The 21,510-nt window shown below is 39.9% G+C and carries 15 protein-coding genes, 14 tRNA genes and 3 rRNA genes; 2 read left to right on the top strand and 30 right to left on the bottom strand.

Going from position 1 to position 21,510, the window contains the following annotated elements; translation table 11 throughout:
• Nucleotide 1: 1 nt before the first annotated feature.
• From D9782_RS10825 to D9782_RS10795, 7 genes are read right to left on the bottom strand one after another with little or no spacing between them, the layout of a single operon-like run.
• Nucleotides 2-817 carry a cupin domain-containing protein gene (locus tag D9782_RS10825; RefSeq protein WP_051388458.1) on the bottom strand — a complete coding sequence of 272 codons (816 nt, stop codon included), beginning with the start codon at nt 815-817 and terminating at the stop codon, nt 2-4.
• On the bottom strand, nt 817-1,914 hold the full coding sequence (locus D9782_RS10820; RefSeq protein WP_026682876.1) for an ABC transporter substrate-binding protein: 1,098 nt from the start codon (nt 1,912-1,914) through the stop codon (nt 817-819). The genes D9782_RS10825 and D9782_RS10820 overlap by 1 nt, the downstream gene beginning before the upstream one ends.
• Nucleotides 1,907-2,995, bottom strand: coding sequence for an SIS domain-containing protein (locus tag D9782_RS10815; RefSeq protein ID WP_026682877.1), 1,089 nt, complete (start codon nt 2,993-2,995; stop codon nt 1,907-1,909). The genes D9782_RS10820 and D9782_RS10815 overlap by 8 nt, the downstream gene beginning before the upstream one ends.
• Before the next feature lie 25 nt (nt 2,996-3,020).
• Entirely contained in the window at nt 3,021-4,184 is a 1,164-nt protein-coding gene (locus D9782_RS10810) for an NAD(P)/FAD-dependent oxidoreductase (RefSeq protein ID WP_161629296.1), read from the bottom strand.
• Nucleotides 4,185-4,190: 6 nt separating this feature from the next.
• Entirely contained in the window at nt 4,191-5,468 is a 1,278-nt protein-coding gene (locus tag D9782_RS10805) for an aspartate aminotransferase family protein (protein ID WP_121604748.1), read from the bottom strand.
• Nucleotides 5,465-6,769 (bottom strand): SidA/IucD/PvdA family monooxygenase, encoded by a 1,305-nt coding sequence (locus D9782_RS10800; protein ID WP_121604747.1) that lies wholly within the window; start codon nt 6,767-6,769, stop codon nt 5,465-5,467. The genes D9782_RS10805 and D9782_RS10800 overlap by 4 nt, the downstream gene beginning before the upstream one ends.
• The gene (locus D9782_RS10795; protein ID WP_121604746.1) at nt 6,750-7,424 is read right to left on the bottom strand and encodes a helix-turn-helix transcriptional regulator; all 675 of its coding nucleotides are present in this window, start codon (nt 7,422-7,424) and stop codon (nt 6,750-6,752) included. The genes D9782_RS10800 and D9782_RS10795 overlap by 20 nt, the downstream gene beginning before the upstream one ends.
• 212 nt (nt 7,425-7,636) lie before the next feature.
• On the opposite strand from D9782_RS10795, the gene D9782_RS10790 reads away from it, so the two are divergent.
• A complete protein-coding gene (locus D9782_RS10790; RefSeq protein WP_162986377.1) occupies nt 7,637-8,488 on the top strand; it encodes a formyltetrahydrofolate deformylase in 852 nt (283 codons plus the stop codon).
• Nucleotides 8,489-8,621: 133 nt separating this feature from the next.
• Here D9782_RS10790 and D9782_RS10785 read toward each other — a convergent pair whose 3' ends face one another.
• From D9782_RS10785 to D9782_RS10680, 22 genes are all read right to left on the bottom strand, one after another.
• Nucleotides 8,622-8,819 (bottom strand): hypothetical protein, encoded by a 198-nt coding sequence (locus tag D9782_RS10785; RefSeq protein WP_121604744.1) that lies wholly within the window; start codon nt 8,817-8,819, stop codon nt 8,622-8,624.
• A gap of 351 nt (nt 8,820-9,170) precedes the next feature.
• Complete coding sequence (locus D9782_RS10780) at nt 9,171-9,386, bottom strand: hypothetical protein (RefSeq protein WP_121604743.1); 216 nt, start codon at nt 9,384-9,386, stop codon at nt 9,171-9,173.
• 900 nt (nt 9,387-10,286) lie between these two features.
• Nucleotides 10,287-10,862, bottom strand: a complete 576-nt coding sequence (locus tag D9782_RS10775) for an Ada metal-binding domain-containing protein (RefSeq protein WP_121604742.1) — start codon at nt 10,860-10,862, stop codon at nt 10,287-10,289.
• A gap of 307 nt (nt 10,863-11,169) precedes the next feature.
• Nucleotides 11,170-12,132, bottom strand: a complete 963-nt coding sequence (locus D9782_RS10770) for a tRNA dihydrouridine synthase (protein WP_121605869.1) — start codon at nt 12,130-12,132, stop codon at nt 11,170-11,172.
• Nucleotides 12,133-12,429: 297 nt separating this feature from the next.
• Nucleotides 12,430-12,511 (bottom strand) — tRNA-Leu (locus D9782_RS10765).
• 8 nt (nt 12,512-12,519) lie between these two features.
• Nucleotides 12,520-12,593, bottom strand: a tRNA-Cys gene (locus D9782_RS10760).
• 9 nt (nt 12,594-12,602) lie between these two features.
• A tRNA-Gly gene (locus D9782_RS10755) sits at nt 12,603-12,677 on the bottom strand.
• 3 nt (nt 12,678-12,680) lie between these two features.
• Nucleotides 12,681-12,755 (bottom strand) — tRNA-Gln (locus D9782_RS10750).
• A 17-nt stretch (nt 12,756-12,772) separates the two neighbouring features.
• Nucleotides 12,773-12,848: transfer RNA gene (locus tag D9782_RS10745), tRNA-His, on the bottom strand.
• Nucleotides 12,849-12,861: 13 nt separating this feature from the next.
• A tRNA-Trp gene (locus tag D9782_RS10740) sits at nt 12,862-12,935 on the bottom strand.
• A gap of 18 nt (nt 12,936-12,953) precedes the next feature.
• A tRNA-Tyr gene (locus D9782_RS10735) sits at nt 12,954-13,038 on the bottom strand.
• Between the two features lie 19 nt (nt 13,039-13,057).
• Nucleotides 13,058-13,133, bottom strand: a tRNA-Phe gene (locus D9782_RS10730).
• Nucleotides 13,134-13,174: 41 nt separating this feature from the next.
• A tRNA-Asp gene (locus D9782_RS10725) sits at nt 13,175-13,251 on the bottom strand.
• 32 nt (nt 13,252-13,283) lie between these two features.
• Nucleotides 13,284-13,360, bottom strand: a tRNA-Met gene (locus D9782_RS10720).
• A gap of 46 nt (nt 13,361-13,406) precedes the next feature.
• Nucleotides 13,407-13,482 (bottom strand) — tRNA-Val (locus D9782_RS10715).
• Nucleotides 13,483-13,486: 4 nt separating this feature from the next.
• Nucleotides 13,487-13,561 (bottom strand) — tRNA-Glu (locus D9782_RS10710).
• Between the two features lie 16 nt (nt 13,562-13,577).
• Nucleotides 13,578-13,669 (bottom strand) — tRNA-Ser (locus D9782_RS10705).
• Between the two features lie 2 nt (nt 13,670-13,671).
• Nucleotides 13,672-13,746, bottom strand: a tRNA-Asn gene (locus tag D9782_RS10700).
• Between the two features lie 24 nt (nt 13,747-13,770).
• Nucleotides 13,771-13,886, bottom strand: a 5S ribosomal RNA gene (rrf, locus tag D9782_RS10695).
• Between the two features lie 149 nt (nt 13,887-14,035).
• Nucleotides 14,036-16,954, bottom strand: a 23S ribosomal RNA gene (locus D9782_RS10690).
• A 410-nt stretch (nt 16,955-17,364) separates the two neighbouring features.
• Nucleotides 17,365-18,929 (bottom strand): 16S ribosomal RNA (locus D9782_RS10685).
• The 16S, 23S and 5S rRNA genes sit together here with 14 tRNA genes alongside, the layout of an rRNA operon.
• Before the next feature lie 495 nt (nt 18,930-19,424).
• Nucleotides 19,425-20,294, bottom strand: a complete 870-nt coding sequence (locus tag D9782_RS10680; protein ID WP_026680516.1) for a nucleotidyltransferase-like protein — start codon at nt 20,292-20,294, stop codon at nt 19,425-19,427.
• A 156-nt stretch (nt 20,295-20,450) separates the two neighbouring features.
• Between D9782_RS10680 and D9782_RS10675 the strand changes: the two genes are divergently transcribed.
• Entirely contained in the window at nt 20,451-20,843 is a 393-nt protein-coding gene (locus D9782_RS10675; protein WP_026680515.1) for a YgzB family protein, read from the top strand.
• A gap of 178 nt (nt 20,844-21,021) precedes the next feature.
• On the opposite strand, the gene perR is transcribed toward D9782_RS10675, so the two are convergent.
• Nucleotides 21,022-21,471, bottom strand: a complete 450-nt coding sequence (perR, locus tag D9782_RS10670; protein ID WP_034678747.1) for a peroxide-responsive transcriptional repressor PerR — start codon at nt 21,469-21,471, stop codon at nt 21,022-21,024.
• Nucleotides 21,472-21,510: the final 39 nt, after the last annotated feature.

The following is a 21,510-nucleotide window of genomic DNA, read 5'->3' as shown; positions in this document are numbered from 1 at the left end:
TTTAATGTTTCCAATGATTATTTTCTAACTGATATTGTTCAATTCCAACAGCTCCCCACCAAACAGCTAAGAATTTTAGAGGTTTACCTCCAGTATTATGAAGCGAATGGACAGAAAAAGGCTCGAAATAAATAACATCTTCTTGATATACCTTTTCCGTTTCCCCATCTACATTAATAACCCCTTCACCTTCTAAAATAATAAAAGATTCTTCTTCATCATGATTGTGAGGCTCTGTTGTCTCACCAGGTTGTACAATTATAATTCCTGAACCAAATGGTGATTTTCGGGTTTTGTCCCACGGATATATTCTTCTTAATAAAGAGCCGTACTCATATTTATAGTCATCACGATGGTGCCTTTGGATATTTACTCCTTTTTTCTTTGTTCTTTTTAACGCTCTTTCTAGATAACGATCAACAATTTCCTTTGGATAATGTTGATTTAAAGAAGCCTTTACACCTTCATAGTAGCTTAGCGATGGCTCTCTTCGTTCTTCGATAATTTTTGGCACCATTATATAGGCTTTTACTTTTTTATCAGCAAGATAAATTTCTACTTCTTTCAACATATAACCATAATCATTTTTTCTAAGAAGACTAATTTGATTTTCATTGATTTCGAAAGCTATTCCTAATACTTCCCCTCCATCTTTTTGTATTACCGTTGAGGTCCCCCCATTAAAATCTGGATGGAATCCTGTAAATGTGTATATATGCTCCTTTAATATTGCTTTAGAATAGCTATTCCATTTGCCTAAGTCCTTCTTTGCTGTCTCCAGGTTACAAGTTAATCCAAAAGAAAATAAATATGGCATTATCGATCACTCCCGTTTAATTTTATAAAATCTCCAGCTTTCATTTCATAAACATCCCACTCAAATTCTAGCAAGTCTCCTTTTGGCGAAAATGAAACTTCTTCTAATCCTTCAACTACAACTCCATCTTTAAGGCTATTTATGAAGCGTTTACAACCGTGTTTCTTTAATAGTGATATGTTATTTAATAGAATCTTAGTTGCAATATAGCTTGTGACGGAGTAAGCAGCTGGCTTTAAAGATGCGATTTCTTTATATTTATTTTCAAAATTCTTATAATTAATTCCGTAAAGGTCCTTCTTAGTAGAAATAGTAAAGAGTTTTAATCCATCATGTTTACTAGTCAGATATGGAAAATCAGCTACAAATATATCATCACCAAATATAACCGTACCTGTAAAATTTGCTTTCGCTAATTTCTCAGTTAATAACAATGCACCTTCGTACGTACCTGCAAACAATAAAGTATCTCTATCATCTATTTCTGATACAATATTGTCATTAATTAATATCGACGTTTTCAAGCTTAGTCCTTTCTCTAAAATTGATTTTCTTAGTAATTTTGATAGTTGATTTCCGTAACTATTTTCTTGGTATACTATTTTTAAACTAGTATTAGCTGTTAATTTATCTGCTAGATGAACCATTTCATAAGCCATCTCTTCATCTCTTCCACAAACTCTAAGAATATTATCAAAGCCTTGTTCCGTAAGCAATGGATGTGAAGTACCTGGGGCTAAGAAAGGAATGTCTATATCAGAGTAAATAGTCGCAGCTACAAGCGATTGGTTTGCGCTTAAGTGACCAATTACTGCTTCAGCCCCTCTATTTACGAGTTGATTTGCAGCCTTAAGTGTAGAATCTTTATCAAAAGAACTTTTCTCCCAAAGTACCTCAATATCATAAAGCCTATCTTTCTTCTTGAGATATTCATTAACAGCAATTGCTACACCTGTATACAATTCTCTGGTATGACCGCTTAAATTCGCACTTATGCCTATTCTAAAAAGCTTATTTTTGTTATTGGAAGTTTTGGGTAACATGTCATCTAATGTTTTTATTGGATCAACAGATTTAACTACTGCTTTTTCACTCATAAGCTTCACGCGCCTTTTTGTATGCTAGTTGATCTCTACGAATATGATCAGGGTTTAGCTTTTTCCCAACTGCAAGATAATAACTAAGTAACTGCATTGGTAAAACATATAGTAATGGCACTAATAATTCATGACAGCTCGGTAAATTAAATACATAATCCGCATTAGTTATATCATTTTTTTCAGAAGTAAATAGTAGCGATGTACTGCCAATTAATTTACTAGCTTTAAACAGATCAGACACCCTTTCTTTCATATTCGGGTTACTAGCGATTACAATAATTGCTGTATCTTTATTACACATAACTAACGGTCCATGGAATAGCTGTTCCACATCCATACTAGTTGTTGGAGTATAGTGAACCTCACCGAACTTTAATGTAGTTTCATGAGCAACTCCGATTGTATTTTCATTCCCACATACCACAAAGAAATCACTTTTTAAGTCATCTGCTAATTCCTTCATTTCATTTTTGCGATTCAATACATTAGTAAATAGAGAAGGTAATTGAATAGCTACTGAATTAACTATGTCATTAATTGCAAGATCTCCCATTTCTCTTGCTAGCTTCCCCATCAGTATGAGCATTAAAAAAGTACTTAAGGTATAGGTGATTGTATGTGCAAGAGATTTATCGTCTTTATAGCCATAAGTCAGTACAAAATCTGATATATCTGCACATCTACTTGCTGTATCACCTGTAACTACTACCGTCTTGCAGTTATTTTTATTAGCTAAAAAAATACAATCGAATGTAGCTTTTGTATCTCCCGAATGAGAAAAGGCGATTACTACATCCTCTTCATTAAGGGAGTAATTAGGAGACATTAATTCAAACGCAGGTACAGATCTAAATTTATTTTTCTCTTTAAACATTATTTGACTTATGCTAAAACTAGACAAGGCTACATGATAGGATGTTCCGCATCCTATCAGAAAAATTCTCTTACTCTTTTTTAAAGTATCTAATAAACTTCCGTGATTTTGAAATTTTAATGATAAAAACAGTTTCTTTAAATATTCAGGCTGTAACATAATTTCTTCATACATATAATAAGGATGACTATTCCTCGATTCCATATAAAACTTCCCCCTTCTTTATAAATTACATATATTTATACATGCTTTCTGTTTGGAAATAGGTGTACTTTTTTTCATTCTCAAATCGATTTATCCTGTAATACTTTAGCTCATTTGTTTTTGTGTTATATAAAATTTCTTTAGCTATAGCTTCACCTACTGCAGGAGCTATTTTATATCCCCCTCCACCAAAACCAACGGATAAATACAGCCCTTCATATTCAGTAGGACCAATAAGAGGATATTGATCGGGAGTATAGCTATCAAAACCAATACGTCCACCCAAAACTTTGGCCTTCTGCAGAATAGGGAACCTTTTAGAAGCTCTATCAATTGCTTCGAGTGCTTCTTCATTTTGAATTTTCCTCTTAAAATGAATATCGCTAATATCACACTCAGAGGATTTTATTCCTATTAGAATTCGGCCGTCAGGGAATGGGCGCATATACGTGTCTGAAGTATCATCTATATAGGAATGTGATAAGACTTTATCTGTATCAGTATGTGCAAAAACAACTCCTAAGCGCTTGGTATAGATAGGTAAGTCAATACCAAGATTTTTGGTTAGCTTTCCCCCCCAGTAATTGGATGCGATTATCACACGTTTAGCGAATATCTGAGATAAATTTGTTTGAACACCAACAACTTTATTTTTATTTACTACGATATCTTGAACCTCTGTACCTTCCATTAAATGAAGCCCTTGCTTTAGACCTTCATTAATAAATGCTAAGCTAGTTTTTGCTGGATTACCATATCCACCAAGAGGTTCATAGGAGACAGCACCTATATTCTCGACATTTATAAACCGTTCTTCTAAATTGTATTCATTTGGTGAATAAACTTTAATCGGTAATCCTAAATTGACCATATTTTGAACATTGATCTTTAAATTTTCAACATATTGAGGACCTACCATTAATGAGAAACCTATTGGATGATAACCAAAATCCATTTGTTTGGCTGCTGTAAGCTCCTTATACAATTGTAAGCTTCTAAAAGAAAGATATTGATTAGCATTGTTCGTATGGTGTACTCTTAGTAATCCACCAGATATACTTGTTGCCCCATCCCCTGGCGGTTTTCCTTTTTCACATAGCAAGACATTAAATTTTTTTGATTTAGTAAGAAAGTAAGCAATACTGGCCCCGATTACTCCGCCTCCAACAATAATCACATCGTAGTTCATTTTCATCTATTTCCCTAAACTATCTTTTATTGCTAAAGTAAAAATAGTTAACGCTTTTTCGAGTTCAGTCTTTTTTATTGTAAGTGGAGGTATCCATCTGATTACTTGATTATAAGGACCACAGGTTAGTAATATTAATCCTCGTGAAAGACAATTTTGCCTTACCTTTTCGGCTATTACCGTACCAGGATTTCCATTGTCATCAACGAATTCACATCCAATCATCAATCCTTTACCACGGACATCAACGATGATAGGATATTCCTTTTTTAATGCTTGTAATTCTGCTAACAAGAAGTCTCCCATTTCCTTAGCATTACTTACTAACTCTTCGTCTTCTAACACGTTGATCGTCTCAATAGCTGCTGCCATAGAGATAGGATTAGGTCCATAAGTGCCACCATGTGAACCTGGAATCCATTTATCCATTATTTCCTTATTGGCTGCTATCCCACTTAGCGGAAGACCTGATGCAATACCTTTAGCAATCACAAGAATATCTGGTACTATATTGAAATGTTTAAACGCAAAGTATTCGCCTGTTCTTCCAAAGCCCGTTTGAATTTCATCAAAAATTAATACTATATTGTTCTTATTACAAATATCCCTAATACCGTTAATAAAGCTCTCTGGTGGCATTACATACCCACCTTCTCCTAATATCGGCTCAATAATCATAGCCGCTGTTTCATCTGGCGAAGTTTGAGTGTTTAATAAATGCTCAAGTTCGGCTAAACAATATCTTGTTCTTTCTTCATTGTCTTCCTCTCTGTATTGTCTAGAGTATGGATGCGGACTAACAAATACACCAGACATAAGAGGCTGATATCCCGATCGATATACAGATTTAGCTGTTGTTAAAGATAATGCTCCTATTGAACGCCCATGATATCCCCCCTGAAAGCAGATAATATTTGGTTTTTTAGTAGCGTGACGTGCTAATTTAATGGCACCTTCTACTGCTTCACTTCCACTATTTGAAAAGAAGAAACAGTTTAGTTTTTCCGGTATAATTTTCTGTAGATCATTTGTTAAACGATCCAACATAGAGTTATACAAGATTGTTGTTTGACCATGTAGTAGTTTTTCAGTTTGTTCCTTTATAGCCTTTACTACTCTAGGATGGCAATGCCCTGTGTTTGTAACCCCAATACCTGATGTACAATCAATAAATTTTCTACCTGATTGATCATAGATATGCACACCTTCTCCATAATCCACATCAATATTCGTAAACAATGGCCAAACTCGAGAAACTTTATCCGAATGTTGTTTTACCTTCAAGACAGTACACCATCTTTCATAGAGGTAATATTGTTCATTGAATCAAGTATTCTTTGAGCCTTCGTCGCCATCATAGTGAATGATGCTGCATCCCCTATCCCGTGAGTTTTCTCTGTTAAACCATTCAAATAAATGTTAGCCTTTACATTTGATTTTGTGTCTACTTTATAGTTTTCAGATACTTTTAAACTATTATTCTTGTTATAATTAAAGTACTTTTTCATTGGTAGAAGTACTTCTGGAAATTCTTCCTCAAAAAATCCAGTACAAAGGATAATGTAATCCGTATTTATTGAATCTTCTTCTTTGTTATATATATCTTTAATATTTAGTAAATAATCTTTTTGAGTATTAGCCACATCTACTATCTCTTTACAGCGATGTAATTCTATTTGCTCCGTTCCTCTAATTTTATCTTCATACATCTTCCAATATAGTGCTTCACTAACATCATCATCTACAGCTGAATAATTTGTATGTTTGATCTGCTCGAATAGTTTATCTCGTTCGTTTTGGTTCAATGAGTAAAAGTAATTCGTAAACTCAGGAAAAAATACTTCATTTGTAAAATGACCTAACTCATATAGACGAAATCCGGTATGCCTAACAATAGAATTTATTTTTGAATTAGGAAATTTATTAGCTAGATACAGAATTATTTCAACAGAGTTTTGCCCCGAACCAATAACTGTAAAAGTAGGGTTGTCTTCTTTATTAATACGCTGTACGGAACTTCTGAATTTACTTGCGTGAAAAACTTTGTCACTTACTTTATCTTTAAATTGACTTGGAATATAAGGTTTTCTACCTGAATTTAAAATAAGATTCGTAGTGTGAAAAACATTGCGTTCTTTGCTTACATTATTAACTGTATGCACTTCAAGACCTTCAATATCATCATTTACTACTATCGGCTTTACAGACTTAACTTCTTCGTTATAATGTGCTTTGTCATCTATTTGTTTGGAAACCCATTGAACATAATCAGACCATTCCGTTCGACTTGGGCGACCTAATAACCCAAAAGAAAACAATCTTCCTTTCTCATATAAATAGTTTGAAAAGGTATATTGACTTCTTGGATTTCTAGGTGTAGCAAAATCACGTAAAAAATGGTGCTGAATATCTGTACCAGGTAGTAACATTTCCGGCATCCATGCCGAATCATTGTTTTTTTCAAGAAATACTCTTTTATATACACTCTTATTATTGATATCTTCCATATCTCTTATTGCAGTTTCTAAAGCAATTCCTGCAGGACCAAATCCTACACCAACGACATCATAAAATTTTCTGTACATTTTTTTCCTCCTTGGTCATTAATTGATAATACTTTCTATAAATGGATGGGCTAAATCCAACTTCCTTTTTAAAGATCTGAGAGAAATAAGATAAATTTGTGTAACCAACGGACATACAGACATCTGTAACTAATTGACCATTTTCTAGCATATCTTTTGCTTTTGCGATTCTTAACTTAATTAAATAGTCTTTAAAACCAATTCCCATAGACTCTCTAAAAAATCTAGAGAAATAGGCTGTATTTAAAAATAGATGATTAGCTACACTTTTTAAATTGAGGTTGCTATTCTGTAGGTTATTTTCAATATAAAGCAATGCTTCTATTAATTTTTCATTGTTAACGTGGGTAAGTTCATTGAAGTCTATTTGTACATTGATAATGTTAAAAATCAATTCGAATATATCTTCTTTTGGTACCGTATTTACTCTTATTAAAGGAATATGAAGTTTCTCAAATTCTTCTATTAACATTTGTCCATCATTAATTAAATTGTTTCCTTCGATAATTATTAGCATCTTATATCTCTCTAGATTTTTCTTTTCAAGGGTTTTCAAATCTCTGATTAATACAACTTTTAATTTTTTTAGTAGAAATACTTCTCTGTCATCAAGTATTTTTTTTGCATCGTATAATAAAATACATTTTACCCCCAAGTTGCCTCCTCCTTTATATCTAACACCTCCATAATATATTAGTATTACTTAAGATATGTTGGAGTAACCGCCCATGAGTTAATAGTATCGGAGTAAAAGTTACAATGCTTTGGTTTTTTTTACTAATATTTTAGTTTTTTCTACATATTTGAAATATTTGTAGAAAATAGTATTGATTCAATATACGATTAAAAAAATTGGAGGGATGCATGATGAATACAAAACACTATCGAATCAAGTTGAAAGGGGAATTTAATTTTTCGATGATAGACGAAGTATTTGAAGTAATAAAGCTACCATTTATACGTATTCATTCGGTGAATAAATATCAATTAGAAGGAGAAGAAAATTTATTTTTTCTAAGAATAGAACTTCAATGTAAAGCAGATATGCGTATTAAATATATAGAAGAGTCTTTATTACGAATCGGAAATAATTATGCTAGTGATATAAGTATGGAAGAAGTAACTAAAAAGAATATGGCTATATTTGTTTCAAAGGATAACCATTGCTTGAGAGAGATCTTGTGGAGGTGGTCTGATGGAGAGCTTTCATGTAACATACCACTTGTAATTAGTGATTACGATACCCATAAAGAACTAGTTGAATCTTATGGAATACCATTTTTAAAGTTAAGATTAACGAAGACCAATGAGAAGAATGATAGCATAGCATCGAGCATACTTATGGAAAATAATATTGATTTTATAGTACTTGCCAGGTACATGCAAGTACTATCTCCTCGTTTTGTTCGTAAATTCGATAAGAAAATTATTAATATACATCATTCTTTGCTACCTGCATTTATTGGCGCTAACACTTATAGAAGAGCATTTGAACGTGGAGTTAAGGTGATTGGGGCTACAGCTCATTATGTTACTGAAAAATTAGATGAAGGCCCAATACTAGCACAACAGGCCATCCATTTAACGGATGGGTTAACTTTAAGTGATTACAAACAGTACGGAAAAAGTATCGAATCGGATACTTTACTTCAAGCAATTAAATGGCATATTGAGGATAAAATTTTTATTTATCATAATAAAGCACTCGTACTAAAATAATTTGATACTTATATAGCAAAAATGGAGTGTGATCAAAACCGAGACATTAAGAAAAGCCGGGCAAAATTCGCTCAGTCCTTATCACTAAATGCTCAGATTTACGCTTCCTCTAGTAGCTATTATGGAATAATAGCTACTGCTTGACCACCACTCCGGCTGCCCACTTCCCTTTCCGTGGGGTTTGTCCTTCAGCTAACTTTTTTAGCAAAACCCGCTCAAAAAAGTGGATCTTCAGGTCAAACATTTCCCACAGGAGTTGAAGTGGCCGCCCTTCGCTATTATCAGGCTCTACAACGCTAGCATGAAGTAACACAGCTACTTTTATACTCACGGATAGCGATTTTCACTTTACCCATTGTAAAAAAAGTCAACTATTACTTATGACAAGAATTGTTGCACCTTCGCATAGCGGAGACTAATTACGTAGACTCCTGCGGGATTAGCGCGAGCCGAAAATCCACTTTGCAACGTGTTCTTCTTTGCAAAGTTAGTTGAGGCCGTGCCCGCGGAAAGCGAAGTAATTAGTCGGAGCACCAATATACATCAAACATTTCAAAATAACTACTTGGCTTAACGCAGTCATTGCACCGATTTTATACTTTCTTAACTTATAAAAAAACTGAGCAAAATTCGCTCAGTCCCTATCACTAAATGCTCAGATTTACGCTTTCTCTAGTAGCTATTATGGAATAATAGCTACTGCTTGCTTGACCACCACTCCGGCTGCCCACTTCCCTTTCCGTGGGGTTTGTCCTTCCGCTAACTTTTTTAGCAAAACCCGCTCAAAAAAGTGGATCTTCAGGTCAAACATTTCCCACAGGAGTTGAAGTAGCCGGCCTTCGCTATTATCAGGCTCTACAACGCTAGCATGAAGTAACACCGCTGCTTTTATACTCACGGATAACGATTTTCACTTTACCCATTGTAAAAAAAGTCAACCTATTACTTATGACAAGAATTGTTGCACCTTCTCATAGCGGAGACTAATTACGTAGACTCCTGCGGGATTAGCGCGAGCCGAAAATCACTTTGCAACGTGTTCTTCTTTGCAAAGTTAGTTGAGGCCGTGCCCGCGGAAAGCGAAGTAATTAGTCGGAGCACCAATATACATCAAACATTTCAAAATAACTACTTGGCTTAACGCAGTCATTGCACCGATTTTATACTTTCTTAACTTAGAACAAAAGCGCAAGCGCGCGAATAGAAACGTAGCGACTGAAGCAGTCAACAGATATAAAGGATTCACGGTGAGTTTGCGTGCCGATGATGACTTAGATTAGGACGATTCGTGAAGTCGCCTCGTTTCTGGGCGCTGGAGCTAGACGTGGCTCAACACGCCCATTTATCCACATGGGCAAATAATATATTTTCCTAGACCATTTTAAAAGTGGTACCGACGATCATGTTAGATGAAGGTACCACCTATATTTTCTAAGGGAAAAAGGATACTTCTCTTTTAAAGCTATCGTAGGTATTTTCATGATATCAAGTTATTTTCCTTAGATTTTTTGAAGGCATTTGCAAGGATGGTATTGCTTAACTCGTGAACGATATGGTGAAACAGATTACTGATGAGGTGTTCGTTGTTTTTTTCGTGAAAGCTTTCCCTACAAATGTTGTTTTTACAGGCAATCTATTATCCAGGAGACAGTCCAAAGCATTCATTCAAAGGCATTGTGCGTAAAACTTGTTTCGCAATATCTCGTTTCTATGCTTATTATTTCCAAGATTGGATCGGAGCAAAATCAGTGTATTACAAGGTTGGAAAAACCTTTCAATATCGCTTCTTTATTGGAGTTTACATTTTACAATTAAATTTCTTCCGATAATTATTCGGCGTGATGTTGTAATATTTCTTAAATACCGTGCTAAAGTAGGAACTATTTGAAAACCCAACAGATGAAGAGATAAACTGTATGGTATGATTTGTTTCTTTTAATTGATTTGCTGCTCTATTTAACCTTATTCGTTGCAAATAATTTAAGGGACTCTCCTTTTTGATTTTGTTAAACGTTCGTTGAAGGTGAAATGGACTGGAATGAAACACATCTGCTAACACATGAAGCGTGATATATTCATCATAGTTTTTGTCAATCCATGCACATATAAGCTCTATCCATTCCTCATTAGGTAATAACACATTGTCCGGCTTACATCTTTTACAAGGCCTAAACCCAAGCTGTAATGCTATTTGTGCCTTTTTAAAGATATAAACGTTGTCTTTATTCGGTAATCTGGATTTGCAAGATGGACGACAGAAAATTTTAGTTGTTTTAACACCATAGTAAAAATGATCATCAAAATTACTATCATTATTAGAAATTGCATGCCAATATTCTGAGGGGATGGTATGGGATGATGAGTATAGATCCATAGCTTTTCAACACCTCCTATATTATTAATCTTATTCTACCAAATTAAAACACACTGTGAATAAAATTGAAAACATTCTTTACGTACCAACAGTATTTATGCATGGAATTCTTTTTCTAACATACGAGAAGTTTTGCGTATATTTATTTACTCAAATAGCCGCTATCTCCTCCACCACAGTGGACTTTCACCACCTAGATAGTCGGCATGCCTGGCGCACCTACAAAAAACGTTTCCCACGATGTGAGAAACGTTGATCTGATATATTCACGTTAACTATAAATACTTCTCCTGTCGTCAACATTCTTTCACTCAAAATCTTCAAAGTCATCGAGCAATGCACGTACTTCATCTGTTGACTCTGTTTCCATCATTTGACTTCTTAATTCACTCGCCCCTCGAAAACCTCGAACATATATCTTAAAAAAGCGGCGAAGAGGCTTAAACGAACGTGCTTCTATTTTTGAATATTTATCGAAAAGATCCAAGTGCAATCTTAAGATATCAAGCAATTCCTTACTGCTGTGCTCCTTCGGCTGCTTTTCAAAAGCAAATGGATTTTTAAAAATTCCTCGTCCAATCATTACTCCATCTACACCATATTTTTCCACAAGCTCCAAGCCAGTTTGGCGGTCAGGAATATCACCATTGATAGTCAACAATGTATCTGGAGCAACCTCGTCACGAAGCTTCTTAATCTTAGGAATTAGCTCCCAGTGAGCATCTACTTTACTCATTTCCTTTCTTGTACGCAGATGAATGGAAAGATTAGCAATGTCTTGTTCCAATATATGTTTCAGCCATTCAAACCACTCATCGATATACGTGTAACCCAGTCTTGTCTTTACACTTACAGGCAATCCTCCGGCTTTTGCAGCTTGTATTAGCTCTGCTGCTACTTCTGGACGACGGATAAGGCCAGAGCCCTTCCCATTCCCTGCCACATTAGCTACAGGACAACCCATATTAATATCGAGACCCTTAAATCCTTGTTCCGCCATACCAATACTCATTTGCCGAAAGTACTCCTGCTTATCTCCCCATATATGGGCTACCATTGGTTGCTCATCCTCTGTAAATGTCAAACGCCCACGTACGCTTTGGCGCCCTTCTGGATGACAATAACTTTCTGAGTTTGTAAACTCTGTAAAAAACACATCAGGTCTAGCTGCTTCGCTAACTACATGGCGAAAAACGACATCCGTCACATCTTCCATTGGTGCCAATATAAAAAACGGTCGTGGTAAATCACGCCAAAAATTATCAAACATAATCAAATTTCAATCCTCTCATGATGGGATATGACCAAAAAACATCCCAAAATCAAAAACAATTGTCCTTACTCCCTTTACACTTATACCATGCTTAAGCACTTTTTATCAAACGGATTGCCTATATAACCCCTAAAAATACTTGTAATTTTACTCTTACGTTTTCCCATTTTTTCTTCTGGTCATTCTTCAACGTGTACACGATTTTTCTACCTAAATTGTGCGATATGGGTACAAAAAAGAGCTCTCACTAAATGTGAGAACCCTTGACTTAAAGGCTTTTCCCGTTTTTATCGATACCGGTGGTCGGGGTCGAACCGACACTCCGTAAGGAACACGATTTTGAGTCGTGCGCGTCTGCCAATTCCGCCACACCGGCATAATCGTTGGAGGCGGTAACCGGATTTGAACCGGTGATAAAGGTTTTGCAGACCTCTGCCTTACCACTTGGCTATACCGCCATATATACTTGGAGCGGAAGACGGGATTCGAACCCGCGACCCCCACCTTGGCAAGGTGATGTTCTACCACTGAACTACTTCCGCAAATGGCTGGGCCACCAGGATTCGAACCTGGGGTACACGGGATCAAAACCCGATGCCTTACCGCTTGGCTATGGCCCAATTATTTAAATTAAAAATGGGGCGACCGGTGGGGATTGAACCCACGCGTGCCGGAGCCACAATCCGGTGCGTTAACCACTTCGCCACGGCCGCCATATAGAAAAATTGGCAGGGGTAGTAGGAATCGAACCCACATCAAAGGTTTTGGAGACCTTCGTTTTACCATTAAACTATACCCCTAATTATACTATTAGAAAATGGTGGAGGGGGGCAGATTCGAACTGCCGAACCCTGAGGGAGCGGATTTACAGTCCGCCGCGTTTAGCCACTTCGCTACCCCTCCAAGAAGAAGAAAATACAAATGGTGGCTCGGGACGGAATCGAACCGCCGACACAGGGATTTTCAGTCCCTTGCTCTACCGACTGAGCTACCGAGCCATTCAGTTTTAAACTATTAAAGTCTATAAGACTTTTGAAAGTGGCGGTCCGGACGGGACTCGAACCCGCGACCTCCTGCGTGACAGGCAGGCATTCTAACCAACTGAACTACCGGACCAACTAATGGAGTTATTCAATAATAAATTATTTTGGTTGCGGGGGCAGGATTTGAACCTGCGACCTTTGGGTTATGAGCCCAACGAGCTACCAGACTGCTCCACCCCGCGATGTAAGGAAGTAATAAATTTGTTCTGTTTTTCAAATCATTATTGATGGTGGAGGATGCAGGGCTCGAACCTGCGACCCCTTGCTTGTAAGGCAAGTGCTCTCCCAGCTGAGCTAATCCTCCATGTTGGTGACCCGTACGGGATTCGAACCCGTGTTACCGCCGTGAAAGGGCGGTGTCTTAACCACTTGACCAACGGGCCAGTATTATTAGAATAGTGGCGGAGAGCGAGGGATTCGAACCCTCGAGGCCGCGGTAACGGCCTACACGATTTCCAATCGTGCTCCTTCGGCCACTCGGACAGCTCTCCATTGGCTCCACAGGTAGGATTCGAACCTACGACCGATCGGTTAACAGCCGATAGCTCTACCACTGAGCTACTGTGGAATAATTCCAATTAGAATGTATCTTGCCTGGCGGCGTCCTACTCTTGCAGGGGCAAAGCCCCAACTACCATCGGCGCTGGAGAGCTTAACTTCTGTGTTCGGCATGGGAACAGGTGTGACCTCTCCGCTATTGCTACCAGACATGATGTCTGCCAAGTGTTGTCAAAAAACAGTGACAACCAATATTATAATTGTTTTTCAGGAAAAATCAAGTACTATTTTGAAAAAATATGTATTCATTTGTACCCTAAAAACTAAATAAGAGATCATTCAACGACAACCAAAAGAAGTTAGTTAAGTCCTCGATCGATTAGTATCCGTCAGCTCCACGTGTCACCACGCTTCCACCTCGAACCTATCAACCTCATCATCTCTGAGGGATCTTACTCACTTGAAGTGATGGGAAGTCTCATCTTGAGGGGGGCTTCATGCTTAGATGCTTTCAGCACTTATCCCTGCCACACGTAGCTACCCAGCTATGCTCCTGGGGGAACAACTGGTACACCAGCGGTGTGTCCATCCCGGTCCTCTCGTACTAAGGACAGCTCCTCTCAAACTTCCAACGCCCACGACGGATAGGGACCGAACTGTCTCACGACGTTCTGAACCCAGCTCGCGTACCGCTTTAATGGGCGAACAGCCCAACCCTTGGGACCGACTACAGCCCCAGGATGCGATGAGCCGACATCGAGGTGCCAAACCTCCCCGTCGATGTGAACTCTTGGGGGAGATAAGCCTGTTATCCCCGGGGTAGCTTTTATCCGTTGAGCGATGGCCCTTCCATGCGGAACCACCGGATCACTAAGCCCGACTTTCGTCCCTGCTCGACTTGTAGGTCTCGCAGTCAAGCTCCCTTCTGCCTTTACACTCTGCGAATGATTTCCAACCATTCTGAGGGAACCTTTGGGCGCCTCCGTTACCTTTTGGGAGGCGACCGCCCCAGTCAAACTGCCCGCCTGACACTGTCTCCGAACCGGATCACGGTCCTGGGTTAGAAGGTTCGTACAGCCAGGGTGGTATCCCACGGATGCCTCCACGTAAGCTAGCGCTCACGCTTCGATGGCTCCCACCTATCCTGTACAAGCTGTACCAACATTCAATATCAGGCTACAGTAAAGCTCCACGGGGTCTTTCCGTCCTGTCGCGGGTAATGTGCATCTTCACACATAGTATAATTTCACCGGGTCTCTCGTTGAGACAGTGCCCAAGTCGTTGCACCTTTCGTGCGGGTCGGAACTTACCCGACAAGGAATTTCGCTACCTTAGGACCGTTATAGTTACGGCCGCCGTTTACTGGGGCTTCGGTTCTACGCTTCGCACAAAAGTGCTAACGCTTCCCCTTAACCTTCCAGCACCGGGCAGGTGTCAGCCCCTATACTTCGCCTTTCGGCTTCGCAGAGACCTGTGTTTTTGCTAAACAGTCGCTTGGGCCTATTCACTGCGGCTCCTCGGCAGAGGAGCACCCCTTCTCCCGAAGTTACGGGGTCATTTTGCCGAGTTCCTTAACGAGAGTTCTCCCGCTCACCTTAGGATTCTCTCCTCGCCTACCTGTGTCGGTTTGCGGTACGGGCACCTATGAACTCACTAGAGGCTTTTCTTGGCAGTGTGAAATCAGGAACTTCGGTACTCTATTTCCCTCCCCGTTACAGCTTGAAATGGTCGAACGGATTTGCCTATTCGACTTCCTCACTGCTTGGGCGCACACATCCATCGGTGCGCTTTCCTTATCCTTCTGCGTCCCCCCATCGTTCAAACGCTCATGAGGTGGTACAGGAATATCTACCTGTTGTCCATCGCCTACGCCTTTCGGCCTCGGCTTAGGTCCCGACTAACCCTGAGAGGACGAGCCTTCCTCAGGAAACCTTAGGCATTCGGTGAAAGAGATTCTCACTCTTTTTTCGCTACTCATACCGGCATTCTCACTTCTAAGCGCTCCACCAGTCCTCACGGTCTGACTTCACAGCACTTAGAACGCTCTCCTACCATTGTTCGTAAGAACAATCCGCAGCTTCGGTGATACGTTTAGCCCCGGTACATTTTCGGCGCAGAGTCACTCGACCAGTGAGCTATTACGCACTCTTTAAATGGTGGCTGCTTCTAAGCCAACATCCTGGTTGTCTAAGCAACTCCACATCCTTTTCCACTTAACGTATACTTTGGGACCTTAGCTGGCGGTCTGGGCTGTTTCCCTTTCGACTATGAACCTTATCACCCATAGTCTGACTCCCAAGGCAAAGTAGCTGGCATTCGGAGTTTGACTGAATTCGGTAACCCGGTGAGGGCCCCTAGTCCAATCAGTGCTCTACCTCCAGTACTCGTTCCTTGAGGCTAGCCCTAAAGCTATTTCGGAGAGAACCAGCTATCTCCGTGTTCGATTGGCATTTCACCCCTACCCACACCTCATCCCCGCATTTTTCAACATACGTGGGTTCGGGCCTCCAGTCAGTGTTACCTGACCTTCACCCTGGACATGGGTAGATCACACGGTTTCGGGTCTACGACCGCATACTATGTCGCCCTATTCAGACTCGCTTTCGCTGCGGCTCCGTGTCTTCCACTTAACCTTGCATACGATCGTAACTCGCCGGTCCATTCTACAAAAGGTACGCCGTCACCCATTAACGGGCTTCGACTACTTGTAGGCACACGGTTTCAGGTTCTCTTTCACTCCCCTCCCGGGGTGCTTTTCACCTTTCCCTCACGGTACTGGTTCACTATCGGTCACTAGGGAGTATTTAGCCTTGGGAGATGGTCCTCCCGGATTCCGACGGAATTCCACGTGTTCCGCCGTACTCAGGATCCACTCCGGAGGAAATTCTCTTTCGATTACAGGGCTCTTACCTCCTATGGCGGATCTTTCCAGATCGCTTCATCTAAAGAATTTCTTGGTAACTCCAATGGAGTGTCCTACAACCCCAGAAGGCAAGCCTTCTGGTTTGGGCTAATTCCGTTTCGCTCGCCGCTACTCAGGAAATCGCATTTGCTTTCTCTTCCTCCGGGTACTGAGATGTTTCAGTTCCCCGGGTATGCCTCCTCTACCCTATGTATTCAGATAGAAGTACTGCTCCATTACGAACAGTGGGTTCCCCCATTCGGAAATTCCCGGATCAACGTCTACTTACGACTCCCCGGGACATATCGGTGTTAGTCCCGTCCTTCATCGGCTCCTAGTGCCAAGGCATCCACCGTGCGCCCTTATTCACTTAACTAGCTTTCTATGAATAAGCGTACTTATTTATCGCCTTAACTTTTGGTTTTCTAGCTTCCGCTCATAGCGATTAGCATGACTTCCTTCCTCTTCGTACGATAAGTCAACATCGATTCACTTACGTTTATCGTGTTTCCTTTATCTTCTGCGAGTCAGTCCAGTTTGTACATCGCTAAACATTCGCTTCCGCTTTTAGTTTGATGTCGTTGTTACTCTTATTTAGTTTTCAAGGTACAAACTTCCACAGGATGTGGTGACTTCTGTGTTCGTCACAGGACGTGACGGATCTTAACAGAAGATCCTTTCACCCTTGAGAGACATCATTTACTCTCTCAAAACTGAACCAAACAACCAAGTATGTCCTTACAAACCATTCGTAAAGAATGGTTCGCGTTCCGTAATTATCCTTAGAAAGGAGGTGATCCAGCCGCACCTTCCGATACGGCTACCTTGTTACGACTTCACCCCAATCATTGGTCCCACCTTCGGCGGCTGGCTCCAAAAGGTTACCTCACCGACTTCGGGTGTTACCAACTCTCGTGGTGTGACGGGCGGTGTGTACAAGGCCCGGGAACGTATTCACCGCGGCATGCTGATCCGCGATTACTAGCGATTCCGGCTTCATGCAGGCGAGTTGCAGCCTGCAATCCGAACTGAGAATGGTTTTATGGGATTTGCTTGACCTCGCGGCTTCGCTGCCCTTTGTTCCATCCATTGTAGCACGTGTGTAGCCCAGGTCATAAGGGGCATGATGATTTGACGTCATCCCCACCTTCCTCCGGTTTGTCACCGGCAGTCACCTTAGAGTGCCCAACTAAATGCTGGCAACTAAGATCAAGGGTTGCGCTCGTTGCGGGACTTAACCCAACATCTCACGACACGAGCTGACGACAACCATGCACCACCTGTCACTCTGTCCCCGAAGGGAACATCCTATCTCTAGGATTGGCAGAGGATGTCAAGACCTGGTAAGGTTCTTCGCGTTGCTTCGAATTAAACCACATGCTCCACCGCTTGTGCGGGCCCCCGTCAATTCTTTTGAGTTTCAGCCTTGCGGCCGTACTCCCCAGGCGGAGTGCTTAATGCGTTAACTTCAGCACTAAGGGGCGGAAACCCCCTAACACCTAGCACTCATCGTTTACGGCGTGGACTACCAGGGTATCTAATCCTGTTCGCTCCCCACGCTTTCGCACCTCAGCGTCAGTTACAGACCAGAGAGTCGCCTTCGCCACTGGTGTTCCTCCACATCTCTACGCATTTCACCGCTACACGTGGAATTCCACTCTCCTCTTCTGTACTCAAGTCCTCCAGTTTCCAATGGCCCTCCACGGTTAAGCCGTGGGCTTTCACATCAGACTTAAAGGACCGCCTGCGCGCGCTTTACGCCCAATAATTCCGGACAACGCTTGCCCCCTACGTATTACCGCGGCTGCTGGCACGTAGTTAGCCGGGGCTTTCTGGTCAGGTACCGTCAAGGTGCCGCCCTATTCGAACGGCACTTGTTCTTCCCTGACAACAGAGTTTTACGATCCGAAAACCTTCATCACTCACGCGGCGTTGCTCCGTCAGACTTTCGTCCATTGCGGAAGATTCCCTACTGCTGCCTCCCGTAGGAGTCTGGGCCGTGTCTCAGTCCCAGTGTGGCCGATCACCCTCTCAGGTCGGCTACGCATCGTCGCCTTGGTAAGCCGTTACCTTACCAACTAGCTAATGCGCCGCGGGCCCATCTGTAAGTGACAGCTAAAGCCGCCTTTCAACTTCTCGTTATGCAACGAAAAGTATTATCCGGTATTAGCCCCGGTTTCCCGGGGTTATCCCAGTCTTACAGGCAGGTTGCCCACGTGTTACTCACCCGTCCGCCGCTCGTTCCACAGGCGTCACCTCCGAAGAGGATCTGCCTGCTTCCCGCGCTCGACTTGCATGTATTAGGCACGCCGCCAGCGTTCGTCCTGAGCCAAGATCAAACTCTCCAAAAAAGTTTGTTCATAATTAACACCGTTAATTATGATGTCTTAGCTTGCTCCAGAAGTTTCCTTCTGGTTATTTTTAAGAAAAAACAGTTGCATGTTTTTCTCTTGACATACTGGTTGTTTTGTTCAGTTTTCAAAGAGCAAATTAGTTTGCTGCTTTTTTGCGACAGCAACTCTTTTATTATACCAGTTTGATCAGCTCAAGTCAATAACTTTTTTCACTTAACTTTTTTGCTGTTCAAATTGGCGACTTTATTAATATATCATGTTTGCTAGTTTTATGTCAACAAACAATTTATATTTTTTTGTTTTCTGTCGTTAAATCCAAACCGGATTTTTGCGACGGATTTAACTTTATCATGGTTATATTACAAAGTCAACGGTTATTTTACATTTTTTTAATAGCACCTTAATAAAAATATCAAAGGGGATGCAGTATTAACCGTTTGTATTCCTGCATCACCCATATAATCCTATGCATTCAAGCAGAAGGTGGTTCCACTAATCATGAATTATGTACTTACGATGGTAAACACCTGCTCCCTTTGTTTCCTCTCTTACCGTTAAAATAATGTCCTTCTCTACCAAGTAGGCAATTATAGCAGATAAATCCAACGAATACGGTGAGATCATTGGCAATGATTTCAGATCAGCATAAGACCAAGCATCTTCACTTGTTTCCATAATATCTAATAAATGCTTTACGGAAACCTTTGCTCTACTGCTAATGACATAATCCATTGCTATCAGCATTAGCTGAATCCGCTTCTTCATATCTTCATTGCTTTCAATAAACTCTTCATATAGCTTATATACTTCAAGATCGATTTGCTTAACCTGACTCCAAACAGTAACCTCTGGATAATACCCTTTTTCAATAACTGCAAGTCGTGCTAAATAGTGTAAGGAGTATAGTATTTTGCTATTCGTATCCTTATATTCCTCCGATTCAAACAATTCTTTCGCTTCATTATAACTTTTCACTAATTTACCGAATTCAATGGCTTTTCTTAAATCACGCTTATTATCAGGAAAATCTCGTAATTGACTTTTCAGCTGAAGGATGTACTCATTACGATCAAAAATCACCTTTCCATAAATAATCCATTCTACAGCAGTTCGATAACCGCTCGTATCAATCCACTTCATTAATAAATCTTCTTTTACCATATGTAGTGCACAGGTTTTATGATCAAATTCATAGTGCTTGACATACCAATCTTGTTGTGATTCCTTCACAATAATTAGTAATATAACGTCAAAGTTATCAGTAATTGGGCTATCTGGCTTTGTTTTCTCAAGAATTAATACGCCTAATGTATTAGAATCACTTGCATGTTTTTGATAAATGGGTCTCAGGAAATTTTCCATTGCGATTTCCTCCAGTTTTTAATTTCTTTCATATATGTTTAGTTGATTCGCTTACTTATACTATATTTCGTTGTCGATATTTGAAATCCTTTCTTACAATCAAATTTTCTATTAAAATATGCTATACTACCTAGTGTATGAATAAGGAGGTTCGACATGGCTCAGATAGTCTATTCGAGTAAGATAAATAAAATTCGATCATTTGCCTTAATCCTAGTGTTTGTTGGTATTTTATTAATGTATGGTGGCATTTTGACCAAGCGAATAGAATGGTTAATGGTAATCTTCTTTATTCTCGGTGTTATTATGGTTATTTTAAGCTGCGTTGTCTATCTTTGGATTGGAACACTATCATTAAAAGCAGTTCCAATCGTATGTCCAAACTGTGAAAAACCTACAAAAATGCTTGGACGAGTAGATGCTTGTATGCATTGTAAACAGCCATTAACCTTGGATAAAGATCTAGAAGGTAAGGAATTCGATGAGAAATATAACACACGTCGTTATCGTAAAGAAATAAGGGCGAAGCAAAAAGAAAAGAATCAATAGCACATATTTCACCTTCTAAATAGAATAAAGTGTTTTTACTATCGTACGTTAAATAAAAATTCGCCACGACTGGCGAATTTTTTAGTATAAATACCTATGACCTTATACCTATTTATGAAATTTTTATAGAAAAAGCTCCAAACACCTTAAATAGGTATTTGGAGCAGATAACATTTAATTAGTGCTTTTTGGTAGCTGTCTCTTGGCATTCCTCGCATTTACCATACACTTCCATGCGATGATGACTGACTTTAAATCCAGTAACCTGTTCAGCTAATGACTCTACCTCATCCAATGGTGGGTAGTGAAAGTCAACAATTTTTCCACATGACTCACAGATGATATGATAGTGATCCGATGTGTTGCAATCAAATCTACTGGATGCATCACCGTAGGTTAGCTCGCGTACAAGACCAATTTCTCGTAAAACCCGGAGATTATTATAAACAGTGGCAACGCTCATATTTGGAAACTTACCTTCAAGTGCTTTATAAATATCATCAGCTGTTGGATGAACCATAGCATTGAGAAGATACTCAAGAACCGCATGTCGTTGTGGTGTAATCCGGACGCCTGACGCTTTTAATGTATTTATTGCTTCCTGTAATCGATTTTCAGACACCCTCATCCACCTCGCTTTCAATAGTTTCTATAAATGATAATTAAT

The organism is Virgibacillus sp. Bac332, assembly GCF_003667785.1.
In the GTDB taxonomy this organism is placed as follows: Bacteria; Bacillota; Bacilli; order Bacillales; family Amphibacillaceae; genus Virgibacillus; species Virgibacillus salarius.
The sequence above is the reverse complement of the archived record's forward strand: the minus strand, read 5'-3'. Positions and strand labels throughout refer to the sequence as shown.

What these genes read in the sequence shown, in the direction of transcription:
- D9782_RS10825 (WP_051388458.1), bottom strand. Translation starts at nt 817, where the DNA reads ATGCCATATTTATTTTCTTTTGGATTAACTTGTAACCTGGAGACAGCA.
- D9782_RS10820 (WP_026682876.1), bottom strand. Translation starts at nt 1,914, where the DNA reads ATGAGTGAAAAAGCAGTAGTTAAATCTGTTGATCCAATAAAAACATTA.
- D9782_RS10815 (WP_026682877.1), bottom strand. Translation starts at nt 2,995, where the DNA reads ATGGAATCGAGGAATAGTCATCCTTATTATATGTATGAAGAAATTATG.
- D9782_RS10810 (WP_161629296.1), bottom strand. Translation starts at nt 4,184, where the DNA reads ATGAACTACGATGTGATTATTGTTGGAGGCGGAGTAATCGGGGCCAGT.
- D9782_RS10800 (WP_121604747.1), bottom strand. Translation starts at nt 6,769, where the DNA reads ATGTACAGAAAATTTTATGATGTCGTTGGTGTAGGATTTGGTCCTGCA.
- D9782_RS10790 (WP_162986377.1), top strand. Translation starts at nt 7,637, where the DNA reads ATGAATACAAAACACTATCGAATCAAGTTGAAAGGGGAATTTAATTTT.
- D9782_RS10775 (WP_121604742.1), bottom strand. Translation starts at nt 10,862, where the DNA reads ATGGATCTATACTCATCATCCCATACCATCCCCTCAGAATATTGGCAT.
- D9782_RS10770 (WP_121605869.1), bottom strand. Translation starts at nt 12,132, where the DNA reads ATGTTTGATAATTTTTGGCGTGATTTACCACGACCGTTTTTTATATTG.
- D9782_RS10680 (WP_026680516.1), bottom strand. Translation starts at nt 20,294, where the DNA reads ATGGAAAATTTCCTGAGACCCATTTATCAAAAACATGCAAGTGATTCT.
- D9782_RS10675 (WP_026680515.1), top strand. Translation starts at nt 20,451, where the DNA reads ATGGCTCAGATAGTCTATTCGAGTAAGATAAATAAAATTCGATCATTT.
- perR (WP_034678747.1), bottom strand. Translation starts at nt 21,471, where the DNA reads ATGAGGGTGTCTGAAAATCGATTACAGGAAGCAATAAATACATTAAAA.